At 65.1% G+C, this 25156-nt stretch carries 18 protein-coding genes and 1 riboswitch; of the genes, 7 read left to right on the top strand and 11 right to left on the bottom strand.

Going from position 1 to position 25156, the window contains the following annotated elements; all coding sequences use genetic code 11:
* Positions 1-7: 7 nt before the first annotated feature.
* Positions 8-325: a thiamine-binding protein gene (locus tag ACP8LP_RS00750; RefSeq protein ID WP_334353154.1), complete on the bottom strand. Its 318-nt coding sequence runs from the start codon at positions 323-325 to the stop codon at positions 8-10.
* Between the two features lie 249 nt (positions 326-574).
* Between ACP8LP_RS00750 and ACP8LP_RS00745 the strand changes: the two genes are divergently transcribed.
* The 4 genes from ACP8LP_RS00745 (at position 575) to ACP8LP_RS00730 (ending at position 8570) form a co-directional block, all read left to right on the top strand.
* Entirely contained in the window at positions 575-2401 is a 1827-nt protein-coding gene (locus ACP8LP_RS00745) for an NAD(P)-binding protein (protein ID WP_334353153.1), read from the top strand.
* Positions 2402-2416: 15 nt separating this feature from the next.
* On the top strand, positions 2417-6031 hold the full coding sequence (gene nifJ, locus ACP8LP_RS00740) for a pyruvate:ferredoxin (flavodoxin) oxidoreductase (protein ID WP_016666745.1): 3615 nt from the start codon (positions 2417-2419) through the stop codon (positions 6029-6031).
* Positions 6032-6055: 24 nt separating this feature from the next.
* Positions 6056-7063: a dihydroorotate dehydrogenase-like protein gene (locus tag ACP8LP_RS00735; protein ID WP_016666744.1), complete on the top strand. Its 1008-nt coding sequence runs from the start codon at positions 6056-6058 to the stop codon at positions 7061-7063.
* 331 nt (positions 7064-7394) lie between these two features.
* The gene (locus ACP8LP_RS00730; RefSeq protein WP_016666743.1) at positions 7395-8570 is read left to right on the top strand and encodes a glycosyltransferase family 4 protein; all 1176 of its coding nucleotides are present in this window, start codon (positions 7395-7397) and stop codon (positions 8568-8570) included.
* A gap of 57 nt (positions 8571-8627) precedes the next feature.
* Here ACP8LP_RS00730 and ACP8LP_RS00725 read toward each other — a convergent pair whose 3' ends face one another.
* The 4 genes from ACP8LP_RS00725 to ACP8LP_RS00710 all read right to left on the bottom strand — a co-directional run bounded on the left by ACP8LP_RS00725 (position 8628) and on the right by ACP8LP_RS00710 (position 14928).
* Complete coding sequence (locus tag ACP8LP_RS00725; protein WP_063279451.1) at positions 8628-10730, bottom strand: ATP-binding cassette domain-containing protein; 2103 nt, start codon at positions 10728-10730, stop codon at positions 8628-8630.
* Complete coding sequence (locus tag ACP8LP_RS00720; protein WP_016666741.1) at positions 10727-11350, bottom strand: ECF transporter S component; 624 nt, start codon at positions 11348-11350, stop codon at positions 10727-10729. Before ACP8LP_RS00720 ends, ACP8LP_RS00725 begins: the two co-directional genes overlap by 4 nt.
* Before the next feature lie 35 nt (positions 11351-11385).
* A riboswitch (TPP riboswitch) is annotated at positions 11386-11489 on the bottom strand.
* Between the two features lie 299 nt (positions 11490-11788).
* The gene (hrpB, locus tag ACP8LP_RS00715; protein ID WP_484483206.1) at positions 11789-14299 is read right to left on the bottom strand and encodes an ATP-dependent helicase HrpB; all 2511 of its coding nucleotides are present in this window, start codon (positions 14297-14299) and stop codon (positions 11789-11791) included.
* Positions 14281-14928, bottom strand: a complete 648-nt coding sequence (locus ACP8LP_RS00710) for an NUDIX hydrolase (protein WP_016666739.1) — start codon at positions 14926-14928, stop codon at positions 14281-14283. The genes hrpB and ACP8LP_RS00710 overlap by 19 nt, the downstream gene beginning before the upstream one ends.
* A 126-nt stretch (positions 14929-15054) precedes the next feature.
* On the opposite strand from ACP8LP_RS00710, the gene ACP8LP_RS00705 reads away from it, so the two are divergent.
* The gene (locus tag ACP8LP_RS00705; RefSeq protein ID WP_484483205.1) at positions 15055-16437 is read left to right on the top strand and encodes an NAD(P)/FAD-dependent oxidoreductase; all 1383 of its coding nucleotides are present in this window, start codon (positions 15055-15057) and stop codon (positions 16435-16437) included.
* A complete protein-coding gene (locus tag ACP8LP_RS00700) occupies positions 16434-16730 on the top strand; it encodes a hypothetical protein (RefSeq protein WP_187117015.1) in 297 nt (98 codons plus the stop codon). The genes ACP8LP_RS00705 and ACP8LP_RS00700 overlap by 4 nt, the downstream gene beginning before the upstream one ends.
* A 307-nt stretch (positions 16731-17037) precedes the next feature.
* Here the strand turns inward: ACP8LP_RS00700 and ACP8LP_RS00695 are convergent, their stop codons facing one another.
* From ACP8LP_RS00695 to ACP8LP_RS00670, 6 genes are all read right to left on the bottom strand, one after another.
* Positions 17038-17985, bottom strand: coding sequence for an endonuclease domain-containing protein (locus ACP8LP_RS00695; RefSeq protein WP_279186855.1), 948 nt, complete (start codon positions 17983-17985; stop codon positions 17038-17040).
* 322 nt (positions 17986-18307) lie between these two features.
* A complete protein-coding gene (locus ACP8LP_RS00690; RefSeq protein ID WP_279186854.1) occupies positions 18308-19429 on the bottom strand; it encodes a glycosyltransferase in 1122 nt (373 codons plus the stop codon).
* The gene (gene wecB, locus ACP8LP_RS00685) at positions 19426-20496 is read right to left on the bottom strand and encodes a non-hydrolyzing UDP-N-acetylglucosamine 2-epimerase (RefSeq protein WP_279186853.1); all 1071 of its coding nucleotides are present in this window, start codon (positions 20494-20496) and stop codon (positions 19426-19428) included. Before wecB ends, ACP8LP_RS00690 begins: the two co-directional genes overlap by 4 nt.
* Positions 20497-20573: 77 nt before the next feature.
* Complete coding sequence (locus ACP8LP_RS00680) at positions 20574-21788, bottom strand: O-antigen ligase family protein (protein WP_279186852.1); 1215 nt, start codon at positions 21786-21788, stop codon at positions 20574-20576.
* Positions 21785-22918 (bottom strand): glycosyltransferase, encoded by a 1134-nt coding sequence (locus tag ACP8LP_RS00675; protein WP_484483204.1) that lies wholly within the window; start codon positions 22916-22918, stop codon positions 21785-21787. The genes ACP8LP_RS00680 and ACP8LP_RS00675 overlap by 4 nt, the downstream gene beginning before the upstream one ends.
* Before the next feature lie 2 nt (positions 22919-22920).
* Positions 22921-24219: a nucleotide sugar dehydrogenase gene (locus ACP8LP_RS00670; protein ID WP_015583439.1), complete on the bottom strand. Its 1299-nt coding sequence runs from the start codon at positions 24217-24219 to the stop codon at positions 22921-22923.
* 162 nt (positions 24220-24381) lie between these two features.
* On the opposite strand from ACP8LP_RS00670, the gene ACP8LP_RS00665 reads away from it, so the two are divergent.
* The gene (locus tag ACP8LP_RS00665) at positions 24382-25143 is read left to right on the top strand and encodes a DeoR/GlpR family DNA-binding transcription regulator (protein WP_308982791.1); all 762 of its coding nucleotides are present in this window, start codon (positions 24382-24384) and stop codon (positions 25141-25143) included.
* Positions 25144-25156 lie beyond the last annotated feature (13 nt).

The raw sequence follows: 25156 nt of genomic DNA, 5'->3' as shown, positions 1-25156 counted from the left end.
AGTGTCCTCAGCCCTGCTGCTTGTCGAGCTGAGCCTGCAGGCGCTCGAGCTTGGCGTCCATCTCCCCAGTGCGTCCGGGGCGGATGTCGGCCTTGAGCACCAGCGACACCCTAGTGCCGTACTGGGCAACCGCTTCGGTAGCTTCCTTGACGACGCTCATGACCTCGTCCCACGAGCCCTCGATCTCGGTGAACATGGATGAGGTGTGGTTGGGCAAACCGGACTCGTGGACGACGCGGACGGCAGCAGCCACGGCATCGGAGACCCCACCGTCCTCCCGCGAAGCTCGGCCACCGCTGGGTACAAGACTGAAGGCAACGATCATGCCCCCAGTCTTGCACCGCTCACCCGCCACCCAGCCAACCTCGTCGGGAACACCACACCGAGCACCGCAGAGCGTGAACACCATCAATTTTCGATACGCCAAACGTGCGTTATTACGTCATTGCCACAAGGTTTAGGAAAACATCCCTGCACCAAATCTCATTCCTCATACCCTGCCGTGCACGACCTTTCATACGTGGTCTAACATCGATTGCAGGTTCGCTTGTGAACCCCACATTCACGATCCAAAATGCCGCATTTCCAACAGGAAGAGCCAGGTATGAGCGCCGAGACCACGACGAGTGACACGACCGTCACCGACGACCAGAACGGGTACGTCATCAGGGAGAACCAGGACATCGCCGCACGTCCTGACCTCGCCCGCACGACAGGTCGCGTCACCCCGACCCGCACCCGCAGACCCGTCTACCTCGACATGCTCCCTCCTTGTAATGCCGGTTGCCCGGCGGGCGAGAACATCCAGGAATGGTTGCGTCTCATCAAGGCTCATGAGGAGGAGAAGGCATGGCGTCAGCTCACTGCCGACAACCCCTTCCCTGCCATCCACGGCCGTGTCTGCTACCACCCCTGCGAGGTGGCCTGCAACCGCGCCGACCTCGACGGCGCAGTGTCCATTCACTCCGTCGAGCGTTACCTCGGTGACCTCGCCATCGAGAAGGGCTGGAAGTTCATCAAGCCCGTCAATGCCTCCGGACACCGCGTCCTCATCATCGGAGCCGGCCCCGCCGGCCTGTCCGCCGCCTACCACCTGGCCATGCTCGGCCACGACGTCGAGATTCACGACGCCGGCGACAAGGTCGGCGGCATGATGCGCTACGGCATCCCGGAATACCGGCTACCCCGCGAGGTCCTGGATGCCGAGATCGAGCGTCTCACCGATCTCGGCATCAAGATCGTCCTCAACCACCCCGTCAACGACCTCATGGAGGAGAAGGCGAAGGGACGCTTCGACGCCATCTTCGTGGCCATCGGTGCCCACCTGTCCAAGCGCGTCGACATCCCGACCGTGGATGCCTCCCGCATGGTCGACGCAGTCAGCTTCCTGCACAACGTCGCCGCTGGCGAGAAGCCCCTCATCGGTCGTCGCGTGGCCGTCTACGGTGGCGGCAACACCGCCATGGACGCCGCTCGGGTAGCCAAGCGACTGGGTGCCGAGGAGTCCATCGTCGTCTACCGCCGCACCGCCGAGCAGATGCCGGCCCACGCCGAGGAGCGTGAGGAGGCGGAGCGCGAGGGCGTCCAGATGAACTGGCTGCGCACCATCACCGACGTCGGCGACGACCTGACCGTCGAAGTCATGGAACTCGACGAGAACGGCAAGCCGTGCGGCACCGGACGCTACGAGAAGCTCGAGGCCGACACCGTCATCCTGGCCGTCGGACAGGACGCCGACACCGGCTTCCTGCACAAGATGCCCGGCATGCGATTCCGCAACGACGTCGTCGACGTCAACCCCTCGACCCTCATGACCGACGTTCCCGGTATCTTCGCCGGTGGCGACACCGTCCCCTCCGAGCGCACCGTGACGATCGGTGTCGGCCACGGCAAGCGTGCCGCCCGCCAGATCCATCTGTGGCTCAACCGCGAGTCCGGCTATCCGGCCCCCAAGAACACCACGGTCGGTTTCAACGACCTCAACCTGTGGTACTTCGGCGACCACCTGCGTCGTCACCAGCCCGAGCTCGACCCGACCCAGCGCGTCGGATTCGACGAGGTCGTCGGTGGCCTCGACGACGAGCAGGCCCACTTCGAAGCCGGACGATGCTTGTCCTGTGGCAACTGCTTCGAGTGTGACGGCTGCTACGGCTCCTGCCCCGAGGACGCCATCATCAAGCTCGGCAAGGGGCACCGCTACGAGTTCGACTACGACAAGTGCACTGGATGCGCCACCTGCTTTGACCAGTGCCCGGTCCATGCCATCGAGATGATCCCCGAAGGCACCGATCCGGCAACCGTGCAGGGGTCCGGCAACCCCACCCCCGGATGGGCAGTGCGTCCTGAACCCAATCCACAACGGTCAGCTTCGATGAAGTTCACCGTCGACTCCGAGAACTGAGAAGGAGGACTGACCATGGCAACTAGCTCCGACTCCCGCGTCCGCACCATTGCCGACGGCAACACCGCCGCCGCCTCGGTCGCCTATCGCTGCAACGAGCTGTGCTCGATCTACCCCATCACCCCGTCCTCCCCGATGGCCGAGACCGCCGACGAGTGGTCCGCCGCCGGACGGAAGAACATCTGGGGCGACACCCCCACCGTCATGGAGATGCAGTCCGAGGGTGGCGCCGCCGGCGCCATGCACGGCGCTCTGCAGGGTGGCGCCCTGAGCACCACCTTCACGGCCTCCCAGGGCCTGCTCCTCATGATCCCGAACATGTACAAGATCGCTGGTGAGCTCACCAGCACGGTCTTCCACGTGGCCGCCCGGTCGCTGGCTGCCCAAGGCCTGTCGATCTTCGGTGATCACCAGGACGTCATGGCTTGTCGTCAGACCGGATTCGCCATGCTGTGCTCCTCGACGGTGCAGGAATGCCACGACCTGGCCCTCATCGCCCAAGCCGCGACGATGCACTCCCGGGTGCCCTTCATGCACTTCTTCGAGGGCTTCCGCACCTCCCACGAGCTCAACGTCCTCGAGATGCTGTCGGACGACGACATTCGTCACTTCATCACTGACGACCTTGTCCACGCCCACCGGGAGCGCGCCCTGTCCCCGGCCCACCCGTTCATCCGTGGCACCGCCCAGAACCCCGACACCCACTTCCAGGCCCGCGAGGCCGCGAACAAGTACTACGAGAGCGTGCCGGGCATCGTCCAGTCCCTCATGGACGAGTTCGCCCAGGTCGTCGGTCGCCAGTACCACCTCGTCGAGTACCACGGCGATCCCGAGGCCACCGAGGTCATGGTCTGCATGGGCTCCGGTGCCCGCACCATCGAGCACACCATCAACCGTCTCAACGCCCAGGGGCACAAGCTCGGCCTCGTCGAGCTGCACCTGTTCCGTCCCCTCCCGGCCGCCGAGATCGTCAGGGCCATCCCGGAGACGGCCCGCACCGTCGCCGTCCTGGACCGCACCAAGGAACCCGGCTCCAACGGCGAGCCCCTCTTCCTCGACGTGCTGGCCGCCCTGTCCGAGGCCCACTCCCGTGGCACCCGCAACAACATGCCGATCGTCTCGGGCGGCCGCTACGGCATCTCTTCGAAGGAGTTCACCCCCGGCATGGTCGCCGGCATCGCCGCCGAGCTGGAGCTGGAGCGGCCGCGTCCCCGCTTCACCATCGGCATCGAGGACGACGTCACCGGCCTGTCCCTGCCCTGGGAGCCCCTCGACATCGAGGATCCCAAGACCATCCGTGCCGTCTTCTACGGCATGGGTTCTGACGGCACCGTCGGCGCAAACAAGAACACCATCAAGATTCTCGGCTCGGACCCCAACACCTACGCCCAGGGCTACTTCGTCTACGACTCCAAGAAGTCCGGATCGAAGACGACCTCCCACCTGCGCTTCGGACCCGACCCGGTCGAGGCCCCTTACCTCATCAGCCAGGCCGGATTCATCGGTATCCACGCTTGGGGAATCCTGGAGTCCATCGACGTCCTGACGATGGCTCGCGAGGGCGCCACCGTCCTGCTGAACTCCCCCTATGACGCCGACGAGGTGTGGGACAAGCTGCCTGACACCATGCAGCGTCAGGTCCTCGAGAAGCACCTCGACCTGTGGACCATCGACGCCCTGTCCGTGGCCCGCAAGGTCGGTCTGCGCAACCGCACCAACACCATCCTGCAGACCTGCTTCTTCGCAATCTCGGGTGTGCTGCCCAAGGACGAGGCGATCGCCAAGATCAAGGACTCGATCCAGAAGACCTACGGCAAGAAGTCTCAGCAGATCGTCGAGATGAACCACGCTGCCGTCGACGCCTCCCTGGAGCATCTGCACCAGGTCAAGGTGCCTGAGCGGATGACCGCCAACCACAGCCTCATCCCGGCCGTGCGCGAGGACTCCCCGGAGTTCGTCAAGAACGTCACCGCCCGCATGATCGAGGGATTCGGCGACCTGCTGCCTGTCTCGGCCTTGCCCGACGACGGCACCTACCCCGCAGGAACCACCAAGTACGAGCAGAGGACGCTGTCCGACGTCATCGCGACCTGGGAGCCCGAGGCCTGTATCCAGTGCGGTAACTGCGCCTTCGTCTGCCCGCACGGCGTCATCCGCGCCAAGTACTGCTCACAGTCCCAACTCGAGGGAGCCCCGGAGTCCTTCCAGTCCGCCGAGCTCAACGCCGCGGGTCTACCGGAGTCCCGTTACACCCTGCAAATCGTCCCCGACCAGTGCACCGGCTGCGGCCTGTGCGTCGAGGCCTGCCCGGCCCACCCGGTGGGCGAGCCCGACCGCAAGGCCATCAACCTCGAGGAGCATCTCGACAAGACGGTCCAGCGCGAGAACGTGAGGTTCTTCGAGACCATCCCGGTCAACGACCGCTCCCGTGTCGACTTCGCCACCGTGCGAGGCACCCAGTTCCTAGAGCCGCTCTTCGAGTTCTCCGGAGCCTGCTCGGGTTGTGGCGAGACGCCGTACGTCAAGCTCATCACCCAGCTCTTCGGCGACCGCGCCGAGGTGGCCAACGCCACCGGCTGCTCCTCCATCTACGGCGGTAACCTGCCGACGACCCCGTGGGGCAAGAACGCCCAGGGCCGTGGCCCGGCATGGTCGAACTCCTTGTTCGAGGACAACGCCGAGTTCGGCCTGGGCATGCGGATGGCCGCCAACGTCCAGACCAACCTGGCCAGGCGTCGGCTCCAAGAGGTCTCCGACCAGCTCGACCCTGAGTTCGTCGACGACCTGCTGCACGCCCCACAGCTCACCGAGCACGACCTGCAGCGTCAGCAGCGTCGGGTCAAGCAGCTGCAGGACAAGCTCTCCGACATGGAACAGACCCCGGCGGTGCGCGACCTCATGAGCGTCGCCGATCACCTGCTGCGTCGCTCGGTGTGGATCATTGGTGGTGACGGTTGGGCCTACGACATCGGTTCGGGCGGCGTTGACCACGTGCTCGCCTCCGGACGCGACGTCAACGTTCTGGTTCTCGACACCGAGGTGTACTCCAACACCGGTGGCCAGGCGTCGAAGTCGACCCCGCTGGGTGCCGTCGCGAAGTTCGCGTCCGCCGGCAAGCCAACCGCCAAGAAGGACATGGCCATGCAGGCCATCGCCTATGGATCGGTGTACGTGGCTCGCGTCGCTCTGGGAGCCGATCCGCAGCAGACCCTGCGGGCCTTCCGCGAGGCGGAGGCCTACCCGGGCCCGAGTCTCGTCATCGCCTACAGCCACTGCATCGCCCACGGCTACGACCTGCGCAACGGCCTCGATCAGCAGTACAAGGCCGTCCACTGTGGACACTGGCCGCTGATGAGGTACAACCCGGTGTTGGCCGATGAGGGACGCAACCCGTTCCTGCTCGACTCCTCCAAGCCCGACAAGACGTGGCGGGAGTACACCAAGCTGGAGCTGCGTTACCGGATGCTGGCCAAGGCCCACCCGGAGGAGGCCGAACGTATGCTGGATCTGGGTCAGCGCCAGGTGGAGCGTCGTTATGCCGAGTACGCCGAGATGGCTTCCCGTACTGCCGAGGACTTCGCCGTCGATGCCCGTATGTCCCAGTTCGCCGCTTCATCCAACCGCGCCTGACAGCCCACGAAGGAATGACGTTTCATGAGTGATCTTCACACCAGGTACATGGGGCTCACCCTGAGGTCACCACTGGTGGCCTCGGCCGGCCCCATCCAGCAGAAGGTCGACGGGGTCAAGGCCCTTGCCGACGCCGGAGTCGGAGCCATCGTCATGTACTCCCTGTTCGAGGAGCAGGTGAGGCATGAGGAGGCCCGACAGGCCGAGATCGAGTTGGAGTACATGGACTCGTTCGCCGAGTCGCTGAGCTTCTTCCCGACCGTGGCCAGCAACGAGGGCGGTGTCACCGAGCGCTACCTCACCCATCTGGAGGCCAGCGCCAATGCCGTCGACATCCCCGTCATCGCCTCGCTGAACGGCGCGACGAACGGTGGTTGGGTCGACACCGCGAAGCGGATGGAGGATGCCGGCGCCGCGGGCATCGAATGCAACATCTACATGGTGCCCGGTGACCTCGAGCAGTCCGCCGAGGAGGTCGAAGACCGTCACGTCGAGATCGTCCAGGCAGTCAAGGACGCCGTGACCGTCCCGGTGGCCGTCAAACTCTCGCCGTTCTTCTCGGCCCTGGGAAACATGACCACCCGTCTGGACGCCGCCGGGGCCGACGCCTTGGTGATGTTCAACCGCTTCCTGCAGCCCGACATCAACATCGAGAAGATGCAGGTCGAGCCCGGTGTGTGGCTGTCCTCCCCGGCCGACGCCCGCCTGCCGCTGACGTGGATCGCCGCCCTGTCGGGTCGTATCAATGCCTCGTTGGCTGCATCGTCGGGTGTCGAGACCGCCGACGATGTCGTCAAGTACCTTCTTGCCGGCGCTGACGTCGTCATGACCACTTCGGCGCTGGTGCGCCACGGTGCCGGATATGCGGCCGAACTGCAGAAGGGGCTGGAGTCCTACCTACAGCGCAAGGAGCTCGACCTCGACAAGCTGCGCGGCATGCTCGCCATCCCGGCCGACGCCTCGACCGCCGAGTACGAGCGCAACGGTTACGTCGCGGCCCTTGAGAAGGCCAAGACGACCTACGGATCCTGATTCGCGAATTCACGGCTGAGGGGCCGGTGGCGGTGGCCACCGGCCCCTCGTTCTGTGCCATCCCTCGTCGTCGCCACCCGCACTCGTGTGGTGATCGGGGTGATGACAAGGCCAGCTGCCACCTCACATAGCAATCCCCCGAGTCGTAACCGCAATTACCACAGGGACATCGGGTGTCGCCCACTTTGCCGTCAGACCCCATCTGACGAGGCCATATGTCGTCGTGACATGATCGTGGCCGGCGACAACAGTCACAGGCGGAACGAGCATGGCAGGGAACGTGGGTGAACGCCCCGGTAAGGTTGTCCGCACGAGACGTCCAGGAGGAACGATGCCCCAACGCAAGGTCAGCGTGATCAACCACTACGCCTTCCCACCGGGGTCGGGTGGCATCACCCGCAACTTCGACATGTTCTCGCGGTTGCGCGGCTGGCAGCCCCACTTCTACGCCGCCAACATCAACCACACCTCTGGTGAGAGGATGACCGTCGACGACCCGCGTTACACCCTCGTCCCGATCCCGGAGTACAAGGGCAACGGGGCCAAGCGTGTCCTCGGCTGGATCGCCTTCGCCGCCGGTGCCGGTGCCCGGACTCTGGTACGCCCGGCCGACGTCATCTTCGCCTCCTCCCCCCAGATCTTGGCCCTGGCCGCTGGCATGGTCGTCGCCGCTCTGCGTCGCAAGCCCTTCGTCGTCGAGGTGCGCGACCTGTGGCCGGAGTCGCTGGTCTCTGGAGGCGCCCTCAAAGAGGGATCGGCCCTTCACAAGGTGCTCCAGGGGCTGGAAAAGACCATCTACGCCCGTGCCCGCCAGATCGTCGTCGTGACGAAAGGCTGGGAGGACCACTTCCGCGAGCTCGGCATCAACGTCGACAAGGTCACCGTCGTCCCCAATGGCGCCGACCTGGCCGAGTACGAGGTCAACGAGTCCCGCGAGGACCTGCGCAAGGAGTTCGGCATCGAGGGATTCACCGCGGTGTTCTCCGGCACCCATGCCAACTACGTCGGGCTGGACCTCATCGTCGACGCGGCCCGTCGCCTCCCGGACGTCAACTTCCTCCTCGTCGGCGCTGGAGCTCGCAAGCAGTGGGCCATCGACGAGGTGAAGAAGCTGGGACTGACGAACGTCAAGTTCCACGACCAAGTACCCAAGTCCGAGCTGGTGCGCATCCTCTCGGCCTGTGACGTCGGCTTGCACACCGTCTCCCCGCAGTCGGTCTTTGACAAGGGCATGAGCCCCAACAAGCTCTACGACTACATGGCAGCCGGGCTGGCCGTCGTCTCGAATGCCAAGGTGCCGATCCGCGACGTCATCAGTGACGACGAGGTGGGCGCCTGCGTCGATCCGACCGAGCTCGTCTCTGGTATCGAGCGGGTGCGTGACGCCGACGAGTCCACCATGAAGCGTTGGCACGAGCGGGCCCGCGAGCTCATGACGAACAAGTACTCCCTACAAGCATCGGTCGACAAGCTCGAGACGGTGCTGGAAAAGGCGCTGTACCGCTGACGTCGGAAACGAGCGGCTGGGGTGGGCAACCCCGCCGCTCTGCGTCGTCGGAGTCCGTCACCCCAGCAGTGCCGCTGCAATGGCAGGGACGGCGATGACGAGGACGGCCAACGCGACTCCCCACAGGTCTCGTGTTCGCCAGCGCGACTCGACGGCGTAGGTACGCCGAGTCGCCGTCGCGAAACCGCGGGAGTCCATGGCCCGGCTGAGCACCTCCGACGACCTCATGGCGTACAGCACCATCGCGAATGTCATCGAGGACAGGTACTTGACCCGGGATGACAGGGAGTACGCCGGCCCCATCCCGCGCAGGCGGCGCACATCGGACTGGACGCGCCACTGGTCGCCCAGGTGCCCCATCCGGATCACACCTGCCACCGACGCCACCACCGGGCGCTGCGGAAGGTGGGTCTGCTGTGCCAGGGCGTCGCCGAAGCGGGTGGGATCGGCCGCGGCAGAGGCCAGTGCGCCCGGCAGGACGAAGACGAGGATCCTCAGCCCCTGACGGGTCGCCTCGCTCCACACCGCTGGGTTCGTGAACCCGCTGTGGAGCAACAGGGTCGTCCAGACCAACATCACCGCGGCGATGACGACCGGAACCGTCCGAACCGCCAAGGGTTTGACGCGGCGGGAACACATCGGAGCCATGGCGACGGCCGGAATGAGCCCGATGGCGCCGATGAGCGGAGATCGCACGAAGAGGGACCCGACAATGCCTGCGACGGCGATAAGGAGGACGACGAGAGGGTTGATCTTCGTCAGGAATGCCGGCTTCCCCTGGGGGTTCTCGTCCGGGGTAGGATCCGGATCGCGGTACGAGGCGACGTCAACGACCTCGTCAGCCATCTCGATGACCTGGGGGTCGTGGGAAGAGACGACGACGGCAACCCCGGAGTCCGCCGCGGCGCGGATGGCCGTCAGGACACTGGCACCGCGGTCGTCGTCGAGGCCGACGGTCGGCTCGTCGAGGAGCAGCAGGTCGGGTTTCTGAGCGAGTGCCGCCGCGATGGCGAGGCGCCTCTTCTCCCCGCCCGAACAGGTCATGGGGTGGGAGTCGAGGATCGGCTTGAGCCCGAAGGTCCTGACGAGGTCGCGCAGATCAGCGTTCTCAGGAACCATCGGCGAGGCGAAGAGCTCGTCAGCAGCTGTGCGGGCGACGAGGTAGTTCTCCGGGTTCTGCGGCACCCAGGCGGTGTGCCCGGGCTCGGGGAGGGCGAGCTCGCCGGCGGCAGGGTCGTCAAGCCCGGCCAGCAGCCTCAGCAGGGTGGACTTGCCGACCCCGCTGGGCCCTGACAGGACCGTGACGTAACCGCGTCGGGCCGACATCTCGACGCCACGAAGCAGCACGTCGACAGACTGCGGACGGTGAGCATCGAGAGCGACGGCCCGAGCGACTGCCTCGCCGGGAGTAGCGGGGTGCCACGGCACTTCGGTGGGCTCGCGCGAGTCGAGGTAGTCCTCGAAATCCCAGATCCGTTTGAGGGTGCCGTGATCGGTCAACTCGACAACCTGGTCGAGGATCCCACGCCACTGGTCCGGATGGTGGTCGACGACGAAAACCGTCCGGTCGTGGGCCATCATGGCGACCTCGTCTCGAATCGCGCTGGCCGATTCCTCGTCGAGCATCGAGATCGGCTCGTCGAGGAGGAGCAGCCCGGGGTCGGTGGCCAGGATTCCGGCGATGACGAGACGTTGCATCTGCCCGCCCGACATCTTCGTGGTGGAGTGGTCACAGGGAATGGTGAACCGGGCACGGCGTCGGGAATCCTCGACGATCGGCCAGATCTCCTCGCGGGGAACGCGATGATTCTCCGGACCAAAGGCGATGTCACGTCCACAGGTCGCGGCAACGACAGAGTGGATCGGCTCCTGCTGCAGCAGACCGACGTTGTCGTCGCCCCACGTACTCACTTGGCCCGTCAGATCGTGACTCTCCTCCTCCAGCAACCCTCCGACGGCGTGCAGCAGGGTCGTTTTGCCAGCACCCGAAGGCCCTGTGACAAGCACCCTTGCGCCAGCAGGCAGGTGGAGGTCGATGGGCCCGAGGATGGGGGCGTCGCGGCCCGGGACGCCGACAGTCAACCCCTCGACATCCACTGGCACCGCCCGACGAGCGGAAACGTCGTCAACCTGGTCATTACGGGCCAAGACGTCAGTCATGACAGATTCCGCGCCGACGCCGTACTCCGCTTTCCGCCACGCAGTTCACGAGAAACCGCGAAGGGGTTGAGGGCACCAGCGGCCGCCAGGCCGCGGACGATACCCCACGCCAGCAGCCCGCCAAGCAGCGCTCCGGAGACGACCATGAGGATGAGGTAAACGACGGTGTCCCCGAAACGGAACATCGGGTAATAGGAAATACGTTCGTAAATACCCTCAGCGATACCGGTGAGAGCTCCGGCAACCATGGCGAGCTTCGGTCCAGCCTTGCGATAGGCGACGATGAGCAGACACAGCTCCATCGGCAGAGCCTGGATGAGACCCGAGATGAGGGTCCCGGCTCCCCACTGACTTCCGAGGGCGGCCTCAATGGATGCAGCGAGGACCTCCGCGAGAAGGGCCGCTCCGGGTTTGCGGACGATGAGGCCGGCGATGAGGGCGGGTAGAAACCAGATGCCGGCGAGAATGCCCTCGGCTGGCACATACACCGAGGACACCGGCTTGAGGAGGCTGTAGAGAGCGCCGTAACCGAGGAAGATGACACCGAAGGCCACCGCGATCATCACTGGGGTGACGATGTCAATGGTGCGATACCGCATGGCAGGTTTGTCGTTGGTCATGGAAATCCTTCCGTCCCTTCGGAAGGGGGCGCACATGCGCGAAGAGCCCGACTCCCTACGCCGGTCCTAACCGGTTCAGGTTCGAGGGTCTGGGCGGTGCCCACTCTCAGCATCCGATGATGCTCCCCTGTCGTTGAGAGCCATCGTAGTCGCGGTTGGCGGGAAGTCTCCACCCACAACGGGTTCGGCGATCCTTGCGCGGGGCTCGGAGGTCGTCGGGCGGGGCCCGTCGCCCGGACCCCGACGATGTCGGGTATTCCGCCTCCTGGTGAAAATCGGGGTCATGGACCCCCGTCGTGCCATCTCCCGTAGCAGCTTTCGCCATCAGAACCCCGATCTCCACAAGGTTGCGGGTGGACCGGGACGCGAAGGGACACGTTGCTTGGAAACAAGTCCTCAACTCCCGGACTCAGCGTGGGTGCTGGACTTGGCCCGCCGTCAGCTATGCCCCAACGCCCGATTCGTGCGCTTCGTGGGCATGGCCGTCAGTGGGTCCTCGGGCCAGGGATGTTTGGAATAACGTCCACGATTCTCCGCTCGCACCGAGGGGTAGACGTTGGCCCAGAAACTGGCGAGATCGTCTGTGACGGCCAACGGACGTCGGGCTGGGGACAACAGATGGAGCACCACCTTCACGCGGCCGTCACAGATCATCGGGCCGTCGGTCCACCCGAAACACTCCTGGAGCTTCACCGCGAGCACCGGAGCGGCGTCACTGCCGGGTTCCGGGTAGTCAACGCGGATTCGCGACCCGCTGGGGACCGTGATCGTCTCGGGGAGGGCCTCGTCAAGACGTGCCGATTGCTGCCACCCCAGCATCCTGCGTAGGCCAGAGGTGGCGTCACTCCCCTGCCCTGCGGCCAGGCCATCCAAGTCGAGCCATTCCTCGGCGCGAGAGAGCAGAGCCTCATCACTGGCGTCAGGCCAGGGGTCTCCGAGTACCCGGTGGGCCAGGGCGAGCCGACTCCTCAGGGACTCACCGTTCTTCGTCAGGCCTATAACCTCGAGCCCGCGGGATCTCACTTCTTCCAGCACCGCTTGACGGGCTTCATCACGCCCTGGCCGGACCGGGGTGCACGACAACTCGATGGCACCAAGCCGCGAAACGCGCCGACCGCGAGCCTTGCCGCCATTCCAGGTGACCGTGGTCTCGGTCGCGAGCATCGCCGAACCGGCATCCAGAGCCGCCGATTCCGCCAGCGGGACCGCTGCCCGGATGAGGGCGCCGCTCGTGACGCGAGAGGTTCGGGCAACGGCCAACCAGGGCTGCCCGAGCAACCCGGGTGGGCAGTTGCGGGGCAGTTCAACCCCAGTGCCACAAGCCAACAGATAGGACGATGACCCCTCACCACGGCTGCGAGCGATCCAACCTGGGCGAGCCAGGGAGACGACCGTGGCGACGGCATCATCGTCGGTGATGTTGGTGTCGGGGAAATCGTCAGTGAGACGCGAAAGCCGGTCAGCCTCGCGACGCCACACCCTCCCATCGGGGTGACGACCAGTCCGCAACTGGCGCCACTGCCCGACGAGGTCGACCTGTCCGTCGTCGAGGCCGAGCATGGCGACGATCTCGGCGCAGCGACGAGACCCGACAATCGGCGCGCCGTCGACCAGGGCCCTTGCTAGACGCGGGTCGACCGGAACCGTCGCGAGCTGACGCCCTCTGTCGGTGACTCGACCGTCAGCGTCAACAGCACCTAGGTCACGCAGTTCCTCCTCGGCCTCGGCCGCCCGGTCCTGTGGCAATAGGGTTGGTAGGGCCATGCCTTCGCCACGAGGAGAGCCCCAGACGGCCAGCGCCAGCAGCGGTGCCACAAGGTCGGCATGATCAACCTCGGGGGCCGGGTCGGCATCCATCCCAGACCAGTCCTGGGGCCGCAGGCTCCGCACCGCGACGCCAGGGCCGAGACGAGCTGCACGTCCGGCACGCTGAATTGCCGAGGCTCGAGATTCCCGGACTGTCACCAGGCCCGTCATGCCGCGATCACGATCCAGGCGCGGTTCCCGAGACAGACCCGAGTCGACGACGAGCCTCACCCCCGGCACCGTCAGGGAGGATTCCGCAACCGCCGTCGAGACGATGACACGGCGCACGTCACCTGGGTCTGACAAGGCACGATCCTGCTCACGCGCCGACATCGACCCTGACAGCCCGACGATTTCCACGCCATCGAGCCGGGAGCGCAGATCCGCGACGACGTGGTCGACCTCGCGCGCCCCCGGCACGAAGACCAGCGCCGAACCATCTGGGTGGTGATCGAGGGTCTCGACGGTGACACTGCCAAGGTGACTGAGGAACTCGGGAGTCACACCCCGAGAATCCACAGGGGATCCCGAGGCTGGGGCCCACTCGATCTGGAGCTGATGCAGGGCCGATGACACCTCGACGACCGGTACCGGCTCGTCCGTACCGAGGAGGCTCGCCCACCCGGAGCTGTCGACGGTGGCCGACATCGCCACCACCGTGAGGTCCTCGCGCAGCTGGGCCACCTCGCACACCATCGCGACGGCTAGGTCGGCATCGAGATGACGCTCATGGACCTCGTCGAGGACGACGGCATCAACCCCTGTCAGGTCAGGATCACGCATCAGGCGGCGAAGGAGAATCCCGGTCGTCACGAACTCAACCCTGGTGTCGCGGGTTGTCGTCGACTCCCCGCGCACGGTGTGGGAGGCGAACTCGCCGGGGCGGGTCCGGGTGAGTGTGGAAAGTCGGCGTGCGGCGGCTCTGGCTGCCACCCGTCGTGGCTGGGTGACGATGACCCGACCCGAACACCGCGATGCGACCAGCGGCGGGACGAAGGTCGTCTTGCCGGTGCCCGGTGGGGCGACGATGACCGCCCTCCCAACATCCAGGGCTGTGGTGATCTCGTCGCAATGATCGGCAACCGGATGCCCGGAGCCTATTGCGTCGAGGTCGAAACTCCGCGTCACTGGGCCGTCCCCCACCCCTGGGTCTCCCTCTCGTCCAGGGGATCAGGAGCAGTGGCCTCGGCGACCGTGCGGTTCGTCATTGCCTCCGTGGGGGCATCTTCCAGCGACCAGTCCGTCGCCCGGATAGGAATCCAGGAATCGGCCACCCGCTCGACGATCATCGTCATGATCATGACGGCATCGGGCTCGGCCCCCGGGAGCGCGGCGAACTCGTCAGGGCTGACCCACTGAAGCTCCAGAGACTCGCCAGGACGCGGTTTCTCCGCCGGATCACCATCAGCAACCATCGCCATGACGATGTCGGAGTGAAAGTGCCCTGGGTAGGGGCTGTGGGTGTTGAGAAGCACCGGCGTCGGGTGCATGAGGTCATGAACCCCGTCAGGAAGCCGATTCCATGGCTGTAGGACGCTCAACTGGTCAATGTGGTAGCCAGCTTCCTCGTGGAGCTCGTGAGCAAGGGCCTGCCAGGGGTTCTCGGTGTGCTCGACGTGTCCGCCCGGTTGAATCCACAAATTCATCTTGCGGTGTTTGTGCACGAGGGCCTTCCACTGCCAGCCACGTGGGCTGTCGGATGGAAACCTTCTCAGGATCCACGCGCTGATCGTGACGTCGTGTCCATGTGGCTGGGTGTGGAGATGTGGCATGGTCCAAGCCTGTCACGCTGCAAGCTGAAGTGCCCGGCCCCGACCTACCCATGGGGCTCGCGTTATTGCGAAATACAGCACATTTTTGGGACAATCAGTATGTATCACCATCATTCGGAGGATCAGATGGACATCAATACCCTGTTGTCGGACATTGGCCTGCCGGGCCTGGGTCGCAAACCGGTTCTGGCGGACTCCAAGCCTCGAGTCGTGATCGTTGGTGCTGGTTTCGGTGGCTTGGCGGCCGCTGAGAAGACTGCCGAAGCAGGGTGCGACGTCACCCTCATCGACCGCAACCCCTACACCACGTTCCAGCCGCTGCTGTACCAGGTCGCGACCGGTGGTCTGAACCCAGGTGACGTCACCTACCGCCTGCGTTCCTTCGCCGCTCAGAACGGTTCTCGCACCCACTTCCGTCGTGCCTCTGTGACCGACGTCGACACCGAGAACCGCATCGTCAACGTCGACAACGGCGACCCGATCTCGTACGACTACCTCATCCTGTCCCAGGGCGTCGGAGCCAACTTCTTCGGTACCCCCGGTGCCGCCGAGCACTCGTACACCATCTACACCCGCGTATCCTCGCTGCGCGCACGCGACGCCATCTTCACCTACCTCGAGGACCTCGACACCCAGCGTGACAAGACCTTCGACGTCATCATCGTTGGTGGCGGCCCGACCGGCGTCGAGATGGCCGGCACCCTGGCCGAGATGAAGTCGATCGGCATCCCGGCAATCTTCCCGGACGTGTCCACCGACCGCGTCCACGTCACCCTCGTCGAGATGGCTGACCACCTCCTCATGCCCTTCGACCCGGCTCTGCGCCACTACACCCGTCGCCAGTTGCAGAAGCGCGGCGTGGACGTGCGCACCAAGACCGCCATCGCCGAGGTGCGCGAGGATTCGGTGCTCCTCAAGGACGGTCAGACGCTTCCTGCGGACATGGTCATCTGGGCTGCTGGCGTCGGTGCCCACAAGTCCGTTTCCGACTGGGGGTTCGAGCAGGGTCGCGGCGGCCGTATCGCCACCGATGGCACTCTCTGCGTCAATGGTCACGATCGCATCTTCGCCGTCGGCGACGGTGCCATCAACACCGAGGACCCCAAGCCTCAGCTGGCTCAGCCCGCCATCCAGGGCGGCGAGTGCGTCGCCCGCCAGATCGTCCACCTCGAACTCGGCGAGCCGCTGGAGAAATTCGAGTACCAGGACAAGGGCACCATGGCGACAATCGGCCGCAACTCAGCCGTCGTCCAGCTGTCCGAGAAGCTGAAGTTCACCGGCATCAGCGCATGGCTGACCTGGGTGATGGTGCACATTTACACCCTGTTGGGCGGTCGTAACCGTCTGCAGGCCATGATCAACCTCGGCGCTCGTTACATTGCGTTCCATCGCGAGGCCGGAGCCATCGTCGGCGATGTCCTCACCGAGGAAGGCAAGGAAGACAAGAACAAAAACGCTCTTCGCGACGATGACGAGAGGGGCGCCAAGCCCATCGACGGGAAGAAGTGATGCGCATGAGCAAGCTCGAGATCAATCCTGAGGAGATCGACAGGGGATCCCTGATTGCCATCGCGGTGGCTGCAGTCGCCGTCGCCGGGATCGCACTGGTGGCAGTGCGCAAGGGACCCAAGGACACGAAGGCGGGATCCCACGATCCGTCCTTGTTCGAGAACCTGTCCAAGCGCAAGCCTGCCGGCGGACGGAAGGCTCGCCGTCGCGATCCGCGAGCCGACGGCCACGCCACCCCAATGGGTGGCACCGGGCGTGTGTCGACCGCCCCGGCCTTCTACTCCTACAAGTGACAATTCACTGACGGTGGGGTGACGCGAGAGCGTTGCCCCACCGTTATTTGTAGGCCCGGTGAGTCTGGGTCCCTCGCTCCCGTGCCTCGAGCCACGTGATGAGCGTTCCCCTCCTGTGGCAATGGGGTTCCTGATGGTCGGTGGTGCAGCGCCACGTTGCAGATGGGTTCATCGAAACCCCATTTTCCACAGCGGGGCAACGCGAAGGTCAGGCTGGGGACGCATGGGTCGGCGAACGGGACGAATCAAGACCCATCAGGGGGTAGGGCTACCCTCCTCCGCCGTTAGGAGGTTGGATCCGCGAGCCTCAGGCTGGCACGACACCGCCCATGATCTGCCGCAGGACGGATTCACTGAACATGGTTCTTGGCCGATGCCGCCGATGCAGGTGGGAGGCGAGCCAGTCCAGGACGAATCTCGGGGTCTTGCGGAGCATCGTCGGGGTGACGTGGAGCACCTTCCAGCCATGACGGTCCAGATGAGCCGACCTCATCATCGTCTCCTCATAACCCTTGGCGGTGCCGTGAACTGACCGGCCATCAATCTCCAAGGCGACCTTCTCGGCCTCGAAGGCTTGGTCCAGGTAGTAATGACGGTCTCCCACCCGGACCTTGTGGTTGGGCTTGTGACCGGTGATCCCGGTGGCGCGAAGGACCCTGCTCATCTCCAGTTCCGGGATTGACCATGCAGCCAGGAGGATGTCAGCCAATGCGGCATCGACCTCGGCCTTTGGGTATCGGCCAGTAAGGCCCTTGCGTGCCCGACGACAGGATTCGGGAGTCACGAGACGTTGTCGCAGGGCCTCGCAGACCCACTCCCATTCTCCCTGAATGGCGAGGACGAGGACCGATACCTCAGCGGTGGCAATCCGAACCCGCTCCCGCTCGGTCACGAACCGGTGCGGCACGTGCCAGCGACGTACCCGAATACCCGGTCGGACCAACCGGCGGGTTGAGGAAAAGGCCTCCACTTCATTGATGGTTCGGAAGTCCATGGGCCTGTTGGCGCCAGGAGCGGTCATCCCGAGCAGCAGGAGAGCGGTCTTTCCGACGATCACGGCGTCGCGGTGCCACAACAGCAGCGCGCGAAGGATGGTCTTGGGGTCTCTGGCAAGGGCTGTCGCAGCAACCACTCCTGGCAGGATGCGGACGGCGTCTCCTCGGGCTACCGCCCGGTCGGCCTGGCCTCGGATGTAGCTGTGACGGTGGATGCGGGCAACGCCGCGGTGATCGAGTCGTTCTTGAAGGTTCCTCACACCCCAATTTGTCGGCGGGACCCGCGATTTCTGCCAGGCAATTTCAATTCTGTGGACAACTCCGGTCGGGGTAGCCAAAGCTCCTGTGGAAAACCGTCTTCTGAACCCGGTCTCCGCCAGGTGGGATGGTTCACCGCAGGTTCATCACCCCAATCACCACAGGAATGGGACAAGGTGCGTCCCCGGGCGGGGAAGAACTGTGGGAGAAGCGGGCACGGGGCAGGTTGGACCTGGGGGCCAGGGTTGGTCAGGTTACGGAATCAATGGTGGGGAAGGTCCGACGTACACCGGTAGCCCCAAACACGCGCTCGCTCCCGAGTAATCAGCCCTCGAGCAGGCGAGAAACCAGCCCTGTCAGCGCCTCAGCCTGGGACTCGAAGTTCAGCCCCGACTCGACGGCCCGACGTCCCGCCTGGCCCATCTCGTGGCAACGCGTCGGATCGGCAAGCAGCGCGCCGACGGCATCAGCGGTCGCGGCGACATCCTCGGTGTCGACGAAGATCCCGGCACCATAGCCGTCGAACATCTCCCGCCATGCCGGGAAGTCGGATGCCGCGAACGGTACCTGCGAGGCCATGTATTCGAACAATTTCGTCGGCAGGGAGGCGACGTAGTTCGGCAATGGTTTGAGAAATACCAACCCCAGCTGGCCGCTGGCCAACACCTTCGGCACTTCGGTCGGGTCAATGAGGCCCAAGTGCTCGACGAAGCCCTCAGCCACCGCGCGGTCAACGGTGTCCTGACAACGCGGCAGCACCCGTCCGGCCAGCACCAGGTGGGCCCCTGGCACCCGCTGACGAGCCCTGCGCGTCACGTCGATCATGAAGGAGAGTTTGCGTTCCTCCGACAGGTCTCCGACGTACACCAGCCGTCCCGGCACCGGATCCGGGGTCGCGTCATAGTTACCCAGCCAGGGATAGTTGCGCACCACCGTCACCGGGGAGTGGTGAAACCTTTCCCCAACCGTCGGTGTCGCGGCAACGACGGCGTCAACCCCACGGTCGGCCAATCCCACGAGTCCACGCGCTGCCAACCGGGCCAACGGCCGCGTCACCTTACCCAGGTACGGCTTCGTGTCGACCTGGCCGATGAGGTCCTCGTGGGCGTCGTGAATGACCTTGCAGTGGTGCCGGCGTCCCCACAGCAGCGCCAACGGGATGAGCTCGGGATCGTGGATGTGCAGCACCTCGGGTTGAAGGGTCTGCAGGTGCTGCCACGCCTCCCGCTGGCTGACGATCAGCCGACGGACTCGCCCCTCCTCGCGGTGCAGAGCGACGACCGGAATCCCCTGGTCAACCCCGTCATGCTCGGCGGAGATGACGAGGTGATAGTCATGGCCGACCCCGACCAGGGCCCGCGCTTCCTTGTTGAAGACTCGGTTGTCGTGGCCGTGATGCACCGTCGACAGGGACACCACCCTGCCGAGGCGAGGGGAATCGGTCATCGGTCCGTCTTGCCGGCCTTGAGCAGCACCTTGGCGACGTTGGCAGCGGCCTTGCCGTCACCGTAGGGGTGGCCAGGATCGCCCTCGGGATGCGGACGGGTGGCATACTCGGCGAGGTGCTCGGCGTCGGGGTCGAGCACGTTCCAGCCGTTCTCGACGGTCTCCACCCATTCGGTCTCGGTACGTACCGTCGTGCAGATGGTGCCGAGCAGGAAGGCCTCCTTCTGCAGGCCACCCGAGTCGGTGATGACGCCGGCGGCATTCGTGACGGCATTGACCATGTCCGGGTAGGCCAGCGGGTCGATGGTGGTGAGGTTCCCGCGAGCGATGGTGATGCCGTCGGCCTCGGCGCGGGCACGCAGGCGCGGATGCACCGGCAGGATGACCTTGCGATCCAGGCCGCCGAGAGCGTCGAGGATGTGGGCCAGACGCTCGGGATCGTCGGTGTTGTCGGCGCGATGGATCGTCGCCATGACGTACTCCTCACCCTTCTCCACTCCGGGCACCGGACGCGGGTTGGCAAGGACGGAGTCGCGCACCTGCAGGCAGACATCGGTCATGACGTCACCGACGAGCACCGATCGAGCAGCCAGCCCCTCGTCAGCCAAGTGACCCATGGCCACCTCGGTCGGAGCCAGGCACAGGTCAGCGGCGTGGTCGGTGAGGAGCCGGTTGTGTTCTTCGGGCATGCGGCGGTTGAAGGAACGCAGACCGGCCTCGAGGTGGGCCACCGGCAGGTGCATCTTGACGGCGGAGAGAGTGCCGGCGATGGTCGAGTTGGTGTCGCCGTAGACGAGCACCCAGTCGGGGGCCATCTCCTCAAGCACCGGATCGAGCTGCTCAAGCATGCGACCGGTCATGACGCCGTGGGTGCCTCCCCCGACGCCCAGGTGCAGGTCCGGGTTGGGAATCCCGAGTTCGACGAAGAAGGAGTCGGACATGTTGACGTCGTAGTGCTGGCCAGTGTGGATGATCTTGTGGTCGATCCCCTCGGCTGCAAAAGCCTTCGCCACCGGGGCCAACTTCACGAACTGGGGACGAGCCCCGACGATGCTCACGACGCGCATTAATCAACCTTCCTGCTCGTATACCCTACGGCATCCCAGCTTATCGTCACCGTCGAGAACACGTACGGTGACCGCCCCTATGCCGCATCTGACGAGTCAACCATGGTGTCGAGAAGGACTAGTACAGCCATCCACAAAGCAACGACGTTCGGCCCGACGAAAACACTGTTGGCCATCATGAGCACTGGGACCGCGACCATCATCGCGATGTACAGCCTGGCGATGTGGCGGGTCTGTCCCGAGCGATGCGCACGCCGCTGGAACGCCCGGACGATTCCCCACGCCCATGCCACGACGAGTACGGCAGCGACGAGAACACCGTAGTCGGAGGCCACATGGATGAGTCCGTTATGGGGATTGGTCTTGTGGTGCAGGGAATACACCGTGGAGTCACGGGACAGGTGGGCGAACCCACCGGGTCCGACCCCGACCAGCGGGTGCGTCGCGATGAGGTGCAGTCCGAAGCCGAGCAGGGACAGCCTGACCGGCCAGGAGCGTGAGCCGAGATTGGCATGCTGCACCAGCACGGCGATGACGTCATTCCACGCCGAGAGCAGCGTCGCCCGACCTGGCCCGAGGACCAGTACGACGACGGCCACGGCTCCCGCACCGACGACGATCCGACCGTATTTCCACGTCAGAGCCGCGCCGATGGCCATCAGTACCGCACCCATGAGGCAGAGCTTCGACCCGGTCAGCAACAGCAGGTAGAAGCTGACAAGGGCCACGACGACGTGGCACCAGCGTTGCCAACCGCCCTTGACGACGGCGTGCCACGCGATCAGACCCAGACCCAGCACGAGGAACAAGGCGTAGTAGTTCGGGTTGGGGAAGAAGGTTCCCGGCAGCGGGTACACCAACGGCCGCCCCTGCCACAGACCGTCGATGAACTGCGACAAGTGTCTCGTCGTGTGGTGTTCCCATACGGCGATCGGCAGGCTGATGAGGATGCCCACTTCCCACCCACAGGTGAGGTCACCGAGAACACCCTCGCTGCGCAGCCGTGACAGCGCCCACACCAGCACGAACCCAATGACGAGGTTCGCGAGGTCACCCCAGGCAGGCGTCCAGGACACCATGAGCCCGGACACCACACCGACGACCACCCATGCGAGACCAAAGATGATCAGCGGCCACTGTCGCGGCCACGACGTCCCCTTGATCAGAGCTATCACGGCCAGGGCGGCCACGTCCGCCCGAAAGGACGTCAAGCGCCCCACCGCCGCGTAGGTGCCGAAGAGCACCGTCAACGGCAGCAGGGCCACCAGGACACGGGTGAGGATCCGGGTCATGCCTCGACGATCTGGGAGTCCTGACGCTTGAGGGCGCGCTCCTCGACAGTGACGAGGGCGTCGACGTCAGCCTCGAAGTTGAACTCCTGGGCGATGGCGCGTCGACCGTTCTCCCCGAGACGCTTGCAGCGCTCCGGGTCGGCCAGCAGCTCCTTGGCCGCCTCTGCTGCAGCCGTCACATCCTCCGACGTGTCGACGAAGACGCCGCAGTCCCACTTCTCCAGACTCTCGACCAGCGCAGGCAGGTTCGAGGCGATGAACGGGATACCGGCCGCCATGTACTCGAAGACCTTGGTGGGCAGCGCGTCCAGATGGTTCTTGTCGGGACGCATGAACATCAGTCCAGCGACGGCCGAGCCCAGCAGGTCCGGCACCTGGTCGCCCGGAATGGTGCCTCGATAGTCGACGTTGGGGTACTTGTCGAGCTCGTCGAAGAGGTGGGCGACCTCAGGGTCGGGCTTGCCGGCGATGACCAGCGTCGCCTTGCCACCGAGGTGGTCGGCCAGGTCGAACATCTTCTCGGTCTGGCGCCCGCCGGAGAGCATCCCGACGTAGACGACCCGGTCGGGGACCTTCTCCACGTCGATCGGAAGATAGAAGCTCGACAGCAGCGGGTAGTTGTGGACCAGCTGCCTGTTGCGGTGGGTGAAGCCCTTGGAGACAGCAGGTGTGACGGCAATGATGCCGTCGAAGCACTTGTCGGCAAGGGTGACCAGCGTCTTGGCCACGGCCCGGGCCAGGGGCCGCACCCTCTCGGAGAGGTAGGCCTTGCTGTCGATCTGTGCGACGAGGTCCTCGTGAGCATCGAAGACCGCAGCCCGCCCGCGCAACTTCTTCCACGCCAGTACCAGCGGAATGAGCTCGGGGTCATGGATGTGGACGAGATCGGGGTTCACCCGGTCGAGGGCCTTCCACACCTTGGCCTGACGGCGGGTCAGACGGTCGATGCGGTTGGTGGCCTTGCCGATTCCCACCACATGTACCCCGTCGACGATCTCGTCACCGTCCTGGGCGCCGATGAACCAGACATCGGCGCCCCGCTTGGCGAGGCTGGCGCACTCCTTGCGGAAGATGCGGCCGTCGCGGGGGTTGTGAACGGTCGAGACGTGACAGACGCGGGCAAGGGACATACTCAGGCCTCCCCGTCACCAACGACGATGACCTCAACGCCGTCCCACTTGGCCGCGTCGACGACGTGACGACCGTCGACGAGGACCTTGATGCCCGGAAGATCGGCCGGGGTCAGCTCGGCGTACTCGGGGTGGTCGGCCTGCAGCAGGGCCCCGTCGACGGGCTCACCGACGTGGTAGGCCTTGAAGCCGAACTTGCCGAGCTCCTCGTCGGTGAACATCGGGTCATGGACGCTGACGTCGGCGCCGGCCTTGGCCAGGATCTCGACGGTGGGGAAGACGCCGGAGAAGGCAGTCTCCTTGACCTTGCCGCGGTAGGAGGCACCGAGGACGACGACCTTCTTGCCGGACAGGTCTCCCAGCACCGAGGCGGCCTGGTCGACGCAGTACTGCGGCATCGTCATGTTGGCCTCGCGGGCGGTACGGACGATGGTGGCGTCCGGGTCGGTCCACAGGTAGAGGCGCGGGTAGACCGGGATGCAGTGTCCACCGACGGCGATGCCGGGACGGTGAATGTGGGAGTAGGGCTGCGAGTTGCAGGCGTCGATGACCTTGTAGACGTCGATGCCGTTGGCGGCGGCGTACTTGCCGAACTGGTTGGCCAGGCCGATGTTGACGTCGCGGTAGGTGGTCTCGGCGAGCTTGGCCATCTCGGCGGCCTCGGCGGTGCCCATGTCCCAGACGCCGTTGACGCGCGGCAGGTCGTCACGATCGTCGAAGTCCAGGACCTGCTCGTAGAACTCGATGCCCTTGGCAGTGCCCTCGTCGGTCAGGCCGCCAACGAGCTTCGGGTAGCGACGCAGGTCGGCGAAGACCCGGCCGGTAAGGACGCGTTCCGGGGAGAAGACGAGGTGGAAGTCCTTGCCCTCGGTCAGGCCGGAGATCTCCTCGATCATCGGCTTCCAGCGGTTGCGGGTAGTGCCGACCGGCAGAGTGGTCTCGTAGGAGATAAGGGTGCCCGGGGTGAGATGCTCCGCCAACGACTTGGTGGCGGCCTCCATCCAGCCGAAGTCCGGCTCCCAGGTCTCGTCGTTGACGAACAGCGGGACGACGAGGACGATCGCATCGGCGCCCGGAATCGCCTTGGAGTAATCGGTGGTGGCGGCGAGCTTGCCGGCCGGGACGAGTTTCTTCAGCTTCTCGTCGAGATAGGCCTCACCGGGGAAGGGCTCGTTGCCCTTGTTGATCTCGTCCACGACGCGCTGCTGCACGTCGACGCCGATGACGTCGTGACCCTTCTCGGCGAACTGCACAGCCAGGGGAAGCCCGATCTTGCCCATGGCGACGACGGCAATTTTCATTCCTGAACTCCTTGGGATTCGCGAATACCCCCGCCAGTCTAACCGGGCAGAACGCCGCAATGATTTCGTGTTATGCTCCCGCCATCACAGCCATCCCCTCATCATGCGTCTGACTAGGGATTTAGCCTGTTTGCGCTGGGGGCTTTTCGTTGAGGAGGGCCGGTGTATCCCGCCGAGAGACACAAGTGGCTCATCAACACCGCCCGTGAGACCGGTCGAGTGTCAGTGTCTGATGCGTCAGCCTCCCTGGGGGTCGTCCCGGAGACCATTCGGCGCGATCTCGATCAACTGTGCACCCAGAAGATGCTGAGACGCGTCCACGGTGGCGCCATCCCGATCGAGTTCGACCTGCTGGGAGATCAACCCCTCGACACCCGTGATTCCTCCGCGGTGAGTCAGAAGGAGCAGATAGCCAGGGCTGCACTGCCCCACCTGCCGGCTGACAACGGATCGATCATCCTCGACGCTGGATCGACGACCGGTCGACTTGCGGCAATCATGCCTCCCACAAGGCGCTTCACCGTTTTCACCAACTCATCGCCGATCGCCAGCACCATGGCAACCCACAGTGCATGCGACGTCCACCTACTGGGAGGGCGCCTGCGCCCGACCACTCAAGCCACCGTCGGGAATGTCGATGCCATTTCACGGCTGCGTGTTGACGTCGCCTTCATGGGCACCAACGGCATCTCCCCGGACCATGGTCTCTCCACCCCCGACGCCGATGAGGTCGCGACAAAGACAGCGATGATCGCAAGCGCCCACCACGTCGTCGTGTTGGCCGACTCCCGGAAGATGGGGGCAGAGTCAACGATGCGGTTCGCGGAGTTGGGTGACGTGGACGTCATCATCACCGACTCCGGGGTAACCCCACACCAGGTTGAGATGCTGCAGAAATCTGGCGTCGAGATCGTCATCGCCTGAGGTCGGCCGCAGC

The organism is Cutibacterium sp. LaCa_89 (assembly GCF_058177555.1).
The sequence above is the reverse complement of the archived record's forward strand: the minus strand, read 5'-3'. Positions and strand labels throughout refer to the sequence as shown.

Bases quoted from the DNA above. Each gene is read 5' to 3' on its own strand.
- ACP8LP_RS00750 (WP_334353154.1), bottom strand. From the start codon at position 325: ATGATCGTTGCCTTCAGTCTTGTACCCAGCGGTGGCCGAGCTTCGCGG.
- ACP8LP_RS00705 (WP_484483205.1), top strand. From the start codon at position 15,055: ATGGACATCAATACCCTGTTGTCGGACATTGGCCTGCCGGGCCTGGGT.
- ACP8LP_RS00670 (WP_015583439.1), bottom strand. From the start codon at position 24,219: ATGAAAATTGCCGTCGTCGCCATGGGCAAGATCGGGCTTCCCCTGGCT.
- ACP8LP_RS00730 (WP_016666743.1), top strand. From the start codon at position 7,395: ATGCCCCAACGCAAGGTCAGCGTGATCAACCACTACGCCTTCCCACCG.
- ACP8LP_RS00675 (WP_484483204.1), bottom strand. From the start codon at position 22,918: ATGTCCCTTGCCCGCGTCTGTCACGTCTCGACCGTTCACAACCCCCGC.
- wecB (WP_279186853.1), bottom strand. From the start codon at position 20,496: ATGCGCGTCGTGAGCATCGTCGGGGCTCGTCCCCAGTTCGTGAAGTTG.
- ACP8LP_RS00680 (WP_279186852.1), bottom strand. From the start codon at position 21,788: ATGACCCGGATCCTCACCCGTGTCCTGGTGGCCCTGCTGCCGTTGACG.
- ACP8LP_RS00710 (WP_016666739.1), bottom strand. From the start codon at position 14,928: ATGCCACATCTCCACACCCAGCCACATGGACACGACGTCACGATCAGC.
- ACP8LP_RS00720 (WP_016666741.1), bottom strand. From the start codon at position 11,350: ATGACCAACGACAAACCTGCCATGCGGTATCGCACCATTGACATCGTC.
- ACP8LP_RS00745 (WP_334353153.1), top strand. From the start codon at position 575: ATGCCGCATTTCCAACAGGAAGAGCCAGGTATGAGCGCCGAGACCACG.
- ACP8LP_RS00725 (WP_063279451.1), bottom strand. From the start codon at position 10,730: ATGACTGACGTCTTGGCCCGTAATGACCAGGTTGACGACGTTTCCGCT.
- nifJ (WP_016666745.1), top strand. From the start codon at position 2,417: ATGGCAACTAGCTCCGACTCCCGCGTCCGCACCATTGCCGACGGCAAC.
- ACP8LP_RS00690 (WP_279186854.1), bottom strand. From the start codon at position 19,429: ATGACCGATTCCCCTCGCCTCGGCAGGGTGGTGTCCCTGTCGACGGTG.
- ACP8LP_RS00735 (WP_016666744.1), top strand. From the start codon at position 6,056: ATGAGTGATCTTCACACCAGGTACATGGGGCTCACCCTGAGGTCACCA.